Raw genomic sequence first — 6,880 nt, 5'->3', positions numbered from 1 at the left:
TCCGATCGCCATGGAAGAAGGTCTGCGCTTCGCGATCCGCGAAGGCGGCCGCACCGTGGGCTCGGGCGTCGTGGCCAAGATCCTCGACATCTGATCGAACGCTAGGAAGGAAGCAACATGGCTACCAAGCAAAAAATCCGCATCCGCCTGAAGGCGTTCGACTACAAGCTGATCGACCAATCGGCTGCCGAGATCGTTGATACCGCCAAGCGCACTGGCGCCATCGTCAAGGGCCCGGTGCCGCTGCCGACCCGCATGAAGCGTTTCGACATCCTGCGCTCGCCGCACGTCAACAAGACGAGCCGCGACCAGTTCGAGATTCGCACGCATCAGCGTCTGATGGACATCGTTGATCCGACGGACAAGACCGTTGACGCGCTGATGAAGCTGGACCTCCCGGCTGGTGTCGACGTCGAGATCAAGCTGCAGTAAGAGTTTTCTCGCTCAGCCATAGAGCCCGTTCGTAGAAATGCGAACGGGCTTTCTCTTTTGCTCGTCCTAATGTGGCATCCTAGACAGCCACGGCGACCGGCCGTCGAGATCCTCTAGGGGCAGGGATGAGTTACAGATCGTATTGGCAAGTGTTGGTGGCGTCCGCGACGTTGGTGCTCGTGGGGGGGTGCGGCGGAGGCGGAGGAGGAGGCGGGGGTGCCATCTTCTTGCCTACAGCGGCCAATTCCGTAACGCTCACTGGCACTGCGACCTATGACTCCGTGCCCAATGAAACCGGAGCGCTCCTCTATGCCGCGACGACGTCCAAGCCGGTCCGAGGCGCCGCGGTCGATGTCCTGAATGGTTCGACGATCGTGGCCTCGACGACAACCGACGGCAATGGAGCGTATTCGGTGACGGTGCCTCCGAGCACCTTGCTGATCGTCCGGGTGAAGGCGCAGATGTCGCAAGGTGGAGCCGGGCCCAGTTGGGACGTCACGGTTCGTGACAACACCAACTCGAACGCCATCTATGCGATGGAAACGCCGGCGTTCTCATCAGGTATTTCTGCATCTCTTGTCAGAGACATTCACGCCCCATCCGGTTGGGGTGGCTCGAGCTATAGCGCACCTCGCGTTGCCGGACCTTTTGCACTTCTGGACACGGTCTATACGGCCCAGGCAAAGGTGCTGTCGGTGGCTCCATCTACGGCATTTCCGTTGCTGCGCGTCTTTTGGAGCGAGAACAACGTTCCGGGCGGAAACAATCCTGCGGCAGGCCAAATCGGGACGACCTTTTTCAGCAACGCAACCGACGGGCGCGCCATCTACGTACTGGGCAAGGAGGGCGTCGACACAGATGAGTACGACGCATCAGTGGTCGCCCACGAATGGGGCCACTACTACCAGTCTGCGTTCAGCCGCGACGATTCTCCCGGCGGCAGTCATGCGATGACTGATCTTCTCGATCGGCGCGTAGCCTTCTCGGAAGGTTGGGGCAATGCCTGGTCGGGGATCGCGCTCGGAAGAAGCAACTACACCGACTCGGTGGGCGCGGGGCAGGCATCGGGCTCGAATGTCAACCTGACTGCAGGGCTGACTTCCGGTGCGGGATGGTATCGCGAGGCTTCCATTCATTCGATCCTCTGGAATCTCAACAGTCAGGTCGGATTCAAGGCGATCCATGACACGATGACCGGCTCGTTCAAGAATGGGATCGCGGTGACATCCATCCACCCCTTCGCGGCGGCCTTTTACGCAGCTGCTCCGGCAAGTGCCTCCAACTTGAGTGCCCTCCTGGCCGGCCAGGCTATCAATCCAGCTGCAGATCCGTTCGGCGGGTCGGAAACGAACAACGGCGGCGTCTCCACCGCGCTCCCCATGTACAACCAGGCGACGCCCGGCGCGACGTATTCGGCTTGTGTGATCAATCAGGCCGGGACCGGCAACAAGCTTGGAAATTTCGCCTATTTGAGGTTCACCGTACCCACTGCCCGGAACTACACCATCTCCGTCTCGGGTGCTTCAGCGACGGACCCGGATTTCGTGGTCTATCACGGCGGCCAGATCGCCGCATCTGACGGACTGGGTTCGAGCGAATCGGCTGTTGTCGCTCTTCCGGCCGGCGAAAGCGTTCTGGTGATTGACGACTTCAACAACACTTCCCAGTCGACGGCGGCCTCGCCATCGGCGCAGACACCGACATGTTTTACCGTCACCATCCAATGATCGCGTCGGCTGTACGAAAAGGCGCATACGTGAGTTCGTTCGCGTTGCTGACGCTGGCACTTTCTTCCTTCGCCAGTGCCTCCTCCGATACCAGTAAGCCCGAGAAGGCGGCCGCAGGGCGTGCCGCCATGACGACGGCGCCCATGAAGGCGAACGGCTCCGGCGTTGTGGTCCAGTTTCGGGTCGACGGGACTCCGCAGGTGGGTGCCGCCACGTCGGTTGTGCTCACCCTGGGTGGGGTGACAGATCCGGCCGGCGCCTCGCTTCGTCTGCAAACGGAGGGTGGGCTGACACTCGGGGCGGCTGCCTCAACGGTCACACTGCCGGCCGGCAGTCCTACGACTTTGACGATCGCTGTGACGCCGACCGCGGACGGCATCGGTTACGTCCACGTTTTCACGACCCAGTACGGAGCTACCAGCGCGACGTCGATTCCGATCCAGGTGGGCAAGACCTCCCCGGCGCAATCTTCCGGAAATGAGCTCAAGCAATCGCCGAGCGGCGAAAAAATCCGCTCCATGCAGGTGAAGTAGCCTTTCTTCCTGGGCGCGGGACGCAGAGTTGCAGGATCGGCAGGGCCCGGGATATAATCGCCGGCTCTGCCTAAATTGCGTCTTCGAGACGGGGTTTGCGCAGAACTTTATCAACCTTCTTTCGCACACCAAACGCTGTCGCCAATTGAAGTGGCAGCGGCGGAAGTTTTGGAGAAAACCAATGAGTCTGAGCAACTCCCTCGGGTTGCTGGGCCGCAAGGTGGGGATGATGCGTCTCTTCACCGATGACGGGGATGCAGTTCCTGTCACGGTGGTGGATGTGTCCAACAACCGCGTGACCCAGATCAAGTCCCAAGAGAACGATGGCTACGTCGCACTTCAAGTGACGTTCGGTTCGCGCAAGGCATCGCGCGTGACCAAGCCCGCAGCCGGTCACCTCGCCAAGGCGGGCGTCGAAGCTGGCGAAATCATCCGGGAATTCCGCGTGACTGCAGATGCTGCTGCCCAGCATCAGGCTGGTGGCGCGATCGCCGTCGGCAGCGTTTTTGCTGTTGGCCAGAAGGTCGATGTGCAAGGCACCTCGATCGGTAAGGGCTACGCCGGCACGATCAAACGCCACAACATGGGTTCGCAGCGCGCGTCGCACGGTAACAGCCGTTCGCACAACGTTCCTGGCTCCATCGGTATGGCGCAGGACCCTGGTCGCGTGTTCCCTGGCAAGCGCATGACGGGTCACCTGGGTGACGTCACCGTGACGACCCAGAACCTCGACGTGATCCGCATCGACGAAGCGCGTCAGTTGCTCCTGATCAAGGGTGCGATTCCGGGCTCGAAGGGTGGCTTTGTCACCGTGCGTCCGGCCGTGAAGGCCAAGCCGCAAGCCGCTGAAGGAGCGAAGTAATGGAACTCGAACTCCTGAACGAACAAGGCCAGGCAGCGTCGAAGTACGACGCGCCGGAAACCGTGTTCGGCCGTGACTTCAACGAAGACCTGGTTCACCAGATCGTTGTCGCCTACCAGGCCAACGCACGCCAAGGCACTCGCGCCCAGAAGGACCGCGAGCAGGTCAAGCACTCGACCAAGAAGCCTTTCAAGCAAAAGGGAACGGGTCGTGCCCGTGCCGGTATGACTTCCTCGCCGCTGTGGCGTGGGGGCGGCCGCATCTTCCCGAACATGCCTGACGAAAACTTCACGCAGAAGATCAACAAGAAGATGTACCGCGCCGGCATGGCGTCCATCTTCTCGCAACTCGCTCGCGAAGGCCGTCTGGCTGTGGTCGATTCGATCAAGGTCGATTCGCCGAAGACCAAGGCACTGGCCGCCAAATTCAAGGCGATGAATCTCGAGTCCGTGCTCGTGATCGCCGAGGAAGTCGACGAGAACCTGTATCTGGCATCGCGCAACTTGGTCAACGTGCTCGTCGTCGAGCCGCGTTACGCCGACCCGGTCTCGCTGGTCCACTACAAGAAGGTGCTGGTCACCAAGGGTGCTGTCGACAAGCTCAAGGAGATGTTCGCATGAGCCGCATGAACCCTACTCCCCAGCAGCGTCAGTTCGACGAAGGTCGCCTGATGAACGTGCTGGTCGCCCCGATCGTGTCCGAAAAGGCAACGATGGTTGGCGAAAAGTCGAACGCAGTCACCTTCAAGGTGCTGCAGGATGCCACCAAGCCTGAGATCAAGGCCGCTGTCGAACTGATGTTCAAGGTCGAAGTTCAGGGCGTGTCGGTGCTCAACATCAAGGGCAAGACCAAGCGCTTTGGCAAGTCCGTCGGCCGTCGCGACAACGTTCGCAAGGCCTATGTGACGCTGAAGGCCGGTCAAGAGCTCAACCTCGTCGGGGAAGGCGCTTAATCATGGCCGTCATCAAGATGAAACCCACTTCGCCGGGCCAACGCGGCGCGGTGAAGATTTCGCGTGACCACCTGTTCAAGGGCCCGGCGCACGCCCCCCTGCTGGAATCGCAATTCCAGAAGGCTGGCCGTAACAACAACGGTCACATCACGACCCGTCACAAGGGTGGTGGCCACAAGCATCACTATCGCGTGGTGGACTTCGTGCGCAACAAGGACGGTATCCCGGCCAAGGTCGAACGTATCGAATACGACCCGAACCGCACTGCCCATATCGCGCTGGTGTGCTACGCCGACGGCGAGCGCCGCTACATCATCGCCCCGCGTGGTTTGGAAACCGGCGCGACGCTGCTGAGCGGTTCGGAAGCTCCGATCCGCGCCGGCAACACGCTGCCGATCCGCAACATTCCCGTGGGTTCGACGATCCACTGCATCGAACTGCAACCTGGCAAGGGTGCGCAGATCGCTCGCTCGGCCGGTACCTCGGCCACGCTGCTGGCCCGTGAAGGCGTCTACGCTCAGGTCCGTATGCGTTCGGGCGAAGTTCGCCGCGTGCACGTCGAGTGCCGCGCGACGATCGGTGAAGTCGCCAACGAAGAGCACAGCCTGCGCCAGCTCGGCAAGGCCGGTGTGAAGCGCTGGATGGGTATCCGCCCGACCGTTCGCGGCGTGGTGATGAACCCGGTCGACCACCCGCACGGCGGTGGTGAAGGCAAGACCGGCGAAGGCCGCCATCCTGTCGACCCATGGGGCAATTTGACCAAGGGTTATCGCACCCGTAACAACAAGCGCACGCAGGTCTTCATCGTGTCGCGTCGCAAGAAGTAAGGGATAGCAAATGACTCGCTCTCTCAAGAAGGGTCCGTTCGTCGACCACCACCTGCTGGCGAAGGCCGACAAGGCCGTGACGACCAAGGACAAGAAGCCGATCAAGACCTGGTCGCGTCGCTCGATGGTTCTGCCCGAGTTCATCGGCCTGACCATTGCCGTGCACAACGGCAAGCAGCACGTGCCCGTGTACATCACCGACCAGATGGTCGGCCACAAGCTCGGTGAATTTGCGCTCACCCGCACGTTCAAGGGCCACCCCGCGGACAAGAAAGTCCAGAAGAAGTAAGGAACGACCATGTCTGAAACACGTGCAGTCCTCCGCGGCGTCCGCCTCTCGGTCGATAAGGGCCGTCTGGTCGCCGACCTGATCCGCGGCAAGAAGGTCGATCAAGCCCTCAACATCCTGCAATTCACGCAGAAGAAGGCCGCTGTGATCGTGAAGAAGGTGCTCGAGTCGGCAATCGCCAACGCCGAGCACAACGACGGTGCCGACATCGACGAACTGAAGGTCAAGACCATCTACGTCGAGCAAGGCGCAACGCTCAAGCGCTTCACCGCGCGCGCCAAGGGTCGCGGTAATCGCATCAGCAAGCCCACGTGCCATGTGTACGTGACGGTTGGCAACTAAGAGGCCTGGAAGAAATATGGGACAGAAAATCCACCCAACCGGCTTCCGCCTTGCGGTCAGCCGTAACTGGTCCAGCCGCTGGTACGCAAGCAACCGCGACTTCGCCGGCATGCTGGCCGAAGACATCAAGGTGCGCGAGTACCTGAAGAAGAAGCTCAAGAACGCATCCGTCTCGCGCGTGCTGATCGAGCGCCCCGCAAAGAACGCACGCATCACGATTTATTCGGCACGTCCGGGCGTCGTGATCGGCAAGAAGGGCGAGGACATCGAGAACCTCAAGCGCGAACTCGGCCGCCAGCTGGGCGTGCCCGTCGCAGTCAACATCGAAGAAGTGCGCAAGCCTGAAATCGATGCCCAACTGATCGCCGACAGCATCACGCAGCAGCTCGAAAAGCGGATTATGTTCCGCCGCGCAATGAAGCGTGCGATGCAGAACGCCATGCGTCTGGGTGCCCAGGGCATCAAGATCATGTCGGCCGGTCGTCTGAACGGCATCGAAATCGCACGTACCGAGTGGTATCGCGAAGGTCGCGTGCCTCTTCATACGCTGCGCGCCGACATCGACTACGGCACCTCGGAAGCCAAGACCACCTACGGCGTCATCGGCGTCAAGGTCTGGGTCTACAAGGGCGACACGCTGGGTCGCAACGACCTCCCGGCCGTCGAAACGCCGCGTCCTGAAGAAGAGCGTCGCCCACGTGGCCCGCGTCGTGATGGCCGTCCTGGTGGCGACCGTCCCGGCTCTGACCGCCGTGGCCCGCGCGCCGGTGCCCGTGGTCCGATCGGTGGCAACGCCGCTCCGGCTGACGGCAGCGACAAGCCCGCGGAAGCGACCGGTGCAGACTCGAAACCCGCCGTTAAGCGCGTCCGCAAAGCCGCGCCCGCTGCAGCAGCGGACGGTGCCAAGACCGAGTGA

The 6,880-nt window shown here is 61.5% G+C and carries 10 protein-coding genes and 1 pseudogene; all 11 read left to right on the top strand.

Annotated features, from left to right (window positions below):
- A pseudogene (locus FHW64_RS22820) lies at nt 1-94 on the top strand (elongation factor Tu); the annotation flags it as partial.
- A gap of 23 nt (nt 95-117) precedes the next feature.
- The gene (gene rpsJ / locus FHW64_RS22815) at nt 118-432 is read left to right on the top strand and encodes a 30S ribosomal protein S10 (protein WP_028250951.1); all 315 of its coding nucleotides are present in this window, start codon (nt 118-120) and stop codon (nt 430-432) included.
- Nucleotides 433-713: 281 nt separating this feature from the next.
- Nucleotides 714-2,159 carry a hypothetical protein gene (locus FHW64_RS22810; RefSeq protein ID WP_184530410.1) on the top strand — a complete coding sequence of 482 codons (1,446 nt, stop codon included), beginning with the start codon at nt 714-716 and terminating at the stop codon, nt 2,157-2,159.
- A 29-nt stretch (nt 2,160-2,188) separates the two neighbouring features.
- Nucleotides 2,189-2,692, top strand: a complete 504-nt coding sequence (locus FHW64_RS22805; RefSeq protein ID WP_184530409.1) for a hypothetical protein — start codon at nt 2,189-2,191, stop codon at nt 2,690-2,692.
- Nucleotides 2,693-2,873: 181 nt separating this feature from the next.
- Complete coding sequence (rplC, locus tag FHW64_RS22800) at nt 2,874-3,554, top strand: 50S ribosomal protein L3 (protein ID WP_184530407.1); 681 nt, start codon at nt 2,874-2,876, stop codon at nt 3,552-3,554.
- On the top strand, nt 3,554-4,174 hold the full coding sequence (gene rplD, locus FHW64_RS22795; protein ID WP_184530404.1) for a 50S ribosomal protein L4: 621 nt from the start codon (nt 3,554-3,556) through the stop codon (nt 4,172-4,174). Before rplC ends, rplD begins: the two co-directional genes overlap by 1 nt.
- Nucleotides 4,175-4,179: 5 nt before the next feature.
- Nucleotides 4,180-4,506, top strand: coding sequence for a 50S ribosomal protein L23 (gene rplW, locus FHW64_RS22790; RefSeq protein ID WP_184530496.1), 327 nt, complete (start codon nt 4,180-4,182; stop codon nt 4,504-4,506).
- 2 nt (nt 4,507-4,508) lie between these two features.
- Nucleotides 4,509-5,333, top strand: a complete 825-nt coding sequence (gene rplB / locus FHW64_RS22785) for a 50S ribosomal protein L2 (protein WP_184530402.1) — start codon at nt 4,509-4,511, stop codon at nt 5,331-5,333.
- Nucleotides 5,334-5,343: 10 nt separating this feature from the next.
- Nucleotides 5,344-5,622 carry a 30S ribosomal protein S19 gene (gene rpsS / locus FHW64_RS22780; protein WP_068640579.1) on the top strand — a complete coding sequence of 93 codons (279 nt, stop codon included), beginning with the start codon at nt 5,344-5,346 and terminating at the stop codon, nt 5,620-5,622.
- Nucleotides 5,623-5,631: 9 nt separating this feature from the next.
- Nucleotides 5,632-5,964, top strand: coding sequence for a 50S ribosomal protein L22 (gene rplV / locus FHW64_RS22775; protein ID WP_019657678.1), 333 nt, complete (start codon nt 5,632-5,634; stop codon nt 5,962-5,964).
- A 16-nt stretch (nt 5,965-5,980) separates the two neighbouring features.
- Nucleotides 5,981-6,880, top strand: a complete 900-nt coding sequence (gene rpsC / locus FHW64_RS22770) for a 30S ribosomal protein S3 (protein WP_184530401.1) — start codon at nt 5,981-5,983, stop codon at nt 6,878-6,880.

The organism is Variovorax sp. Sphag1AA (assembly GCF_014192575.1).
Classification (GTDB): domain Bacteria; phylum Pseudomonadota; class Gammaproteobacteria; order Burkholderiales; family Burkholderiaceae_C; genus Variovorax.
The sequence above is the reverse complement of the archived record's forward strand: the minus strand, read 5'-3'. Positions and strand labels throughout refer to the sequence as shown.